At 44.8% G+C, this 2,586-nt stretch carries 3 protein-coding genes and 1 pseudogene; all 4 read left to right on the top strand.

The annotated features are described in order from the left end of the window. Positions 1-729, top strand: a pseudogene (locus C161_RS32635) (hypothetical protein); the annotation flags it as partial. A 1-nt stretch (position 730) separates the two neighbouring features. After that, entirely contained in the window at positions 731-1,099 is a 369-nt protein-coding gene (locus C161_RS27025) for a head decoration protein (RefSeq protein ID WP_036674042.1), read from the top strand. A 15-nt stretch (positions 1,100-1,114) separates the two neighbouring features. Continuing rightward, positions 1,115-2,128 (top strand): major capsid protein, encoded by a 1,014-nt coding sequence (locus C161_RS27020; protein WP_017687986.1) that lies wholly within the window; start codon positions 1,115-1,117, stop codon positions 2,126-2,128. 14 nt (positions 2,129-2,142) lie between these two features. Next, complete coding sequence (locus C161_RS27015; RefSeq protein ID WP_036674041.1) at positions 2,143-2,553, top strand: hypothetical protein; 411 nt, start codon at positions 2,143-2,145, stop codon at positions 2,551-2,553. Positions 2,554-2,586 lie beyond the last annotated feature (33 nt).

Raw genomic sequence — 2,586 nt, 5'->3', positions numbered from 1 at the left:
TCGTCAAAGATTCAAGAAGATAATGAGGTCCAACAGCAAACTGAATATGAACCACTTCCTCTAGATGCGAAGTCGCTGTATGGCGATGGACGCGTCTTTTATTTTTTTAGCAATAAAGGCGGTATGAATGCTTTTGTATCCAAACAGCACCAAACATTAGAACAGGCCAAAACAAAGGTCGAAGGAGATGACACTGTGAACGAAGAACAAAAGGCTGCTTTGGCAACGGCACAAAATCAAGCTAATGCACTAGCAAAAGCGAAAGGTGTACTAGGACAAGTCCGAGCTACACTTGGAGTTGAAAATGACGAGGACATTGTCTCTAAGCTGACTGCACTAAGCTCTCAAGCTGCTGATGGCTTAGTCTACAAGACAAAAGTTACAGAGCAAGCTTGTGGAGCTGGGGTTCGTGCATTGGGTGAGGCGTTTAACACCGAAACCATGAAAGCCATGTTGTCTCACTTACCGGTATCGGAAATCGAGAAAATTAGTGCGACTTATGAGGCTCAGGCTCAAGTTGCATTAGGTGGCGGCGGGCGTCATACCGAGGGGGATAAACCAGACCTTCCAGCGGGAGCGGCAAATGGAGTAGCTCCGACTAATGCGCAAGCTGCTAGTCAAAAGACACCTGAACAACTCCAAGCAGAAGCTAAGGAAATGGCAAAAGCTGACGCAATCGCCGCGCTCAAAAATACTGGCAGAAGTAATCTGCTGAAGGAGGATAAGTAATATGATTGGATCTCAATATAACGGCGCACCGGGACCGGGTCAGATTAATACGCAGGAATTTGTAGAAGTTCTTGCTTCCACCGATCTACAAGCACGGATTCCTGGCGGGGTGTTGCTTGCCCAAGGGAGTGGAGTAATCAAGAAAGGAACTGTCCTTGGGAGGGTTACAGTTACCAACAAATTTGTTCCTTATCTATCCTCAGCATCTGACGGTTCGCAAGTCGCTGTTTGCATTTTGGACAATGATCAGGATACTACGCTTACCGATATGGGTGCTTCTGCATGGATCGCTGGTATTTTCACTGAATCTAAATTGACAGGCATTGATACAGCGGCTAAAACAGCGCTGAAACTTTGCTACTTTGTATAAGGGGGAACAACATAAATGGCAAACGTACTCGACCCGTACTTCCTTACGGAAGTAGTTCAGAACATTCGGACAGATATTAACAGTTTTCGAGGTGCTCAAATCCTGACAAATGGTGTGGATTTCAAACCAGAACTCGGGCTGACAATTAAATATGACGTTACCTACGACGATACCGGCATGACTCCACCTACTGGACTCAATGATCCTTCACCGATCCATGCCGCTCCTGTTGTGAAACAAATGGAGTTCACTAATCAAGAATGGCGTGAAAAGGCTATTATTGATCGAGAAAAGATTGCTACCCTTCGTAAGCCGGGCACCAGCCTTGAGCAAACTTGGGGCGAAGAATACATGATTGAAAAAATGGTGAATCTCAACCAACGTCTTGAAACTCGATTCGAGTGGATGCGTTGGCAATCACTTACAGGCAGCCTTGTTGTTCCAGCAACTGCGAATAAACCTTCTCGGACAATCGACTACGGCGTTCCGGCAAATAACAAGCCTACAGCTGATGTCCTTTGGAACAATATCGCAACTGCTGATCCTTTGAAAAATCTTGATGAATGGCTTCTAAGATTCCGGGGGAGTGGCGCAAGAGGTGTTAAAGTTGTAGCTAATAAAAAAGTAGACAGTTACTTGAAGCAAAACGAAAAAATCCGCGATCTGATCAAATTCACCTACGGCAAAGATATTGTAACGGATGGTTCGCTTTCAGAAATCGTCAGCCAAAACCTGAATGGTCTTCAATACGAAGTGTATGATGGTGGATATATTGACGATACAGGAACGTTCTACCCGTTTATTCCCGACAACGCTGTAATCATCATTGGTCAAGGTATGACAGGTTCTATCATGGACTTGGTGACAAGCCCGAACAACTACGAAGACATCTTTACTGGTCATACTGGAAAATTCGCACTCGCTAAACTGATTCAAGGCGACCCTGACCAATGGCAAGTAATCAATGGTGCAACTGTACTGCCGCGCTTGAAATATGTTAATTGGCACATTTTTGCTACAGTGGCGTGAGGGAGGAATAACTGATGACTATCGTAAAAGTTTTGGTTGATGCTGTTGGTGATTACAACGCAGGGGACATCGTAGAAGATGCCCCTGCTGGACTTATTGAGATTGCTAAAAGGCAAGTTCGCAATGCTGCAACGGGAAAACTCTTAGCTGAGATTATTGAGGGCGATATAGCTTCTACGCATACTCCATCGGAACGTGAACTAAAGCTTCAGGAAGAGTTGGACGAATCGAAGAAGCGCGAAGCGGAGCTTTTGACTCAAATTGCTGAACTGCAATCCGATATTCAAAATGGTGATTTGGACGATGAACTAAAGGAATTGAAATCTGTTGCTAAAGAAATGAAAATCACCGGCTACACAAAAATGAGTATCGAAGAATTGAAAGAGGCCATTGCCGCAACTGGCGGTGACGCTGGTGGCGAATAAGATACTTACGACAGAAACATATCACGAAGAAAT

This window comes from Paenibacillus sp. FSL R5-192 (genome assembly GCF_000517845.1).
Lineage (GTDB): Bacteria > Bacillota > Bacilli > Paenibacillales > Paenibacillaceae > Paenibacillus > Paenibacillus amylolyticus.
Note: the sequence above shows the minus strand (reverse complement) of the source record. Positions and strands in the feature narration are given on the sequence as shown.

Excerpts from the sequence above, each read along its gene's own strand:
- C161_RS27025 (WP_036674042.1), top strand. The coding sequence starts at position 731 with ATGATTGGATCTCAATATAACGGCGCACCGGGACCGGGTCAGATTAAT.
- C161_RS27020 (WP_017687986.1), top strand. The coding sequence starts at position 1,115 with ATGGCAAACGTACTCGACCCGTACTTCCTTACGGAAGTAGTTCAGAAC.
- C161_RS27015 (WP_036674041.1), top strand. The coding sequence starts at position 2,143 with ATGACTATCGTAAAAGTTTTGGTTGATGCTGTTGGTGATTACAACGCA.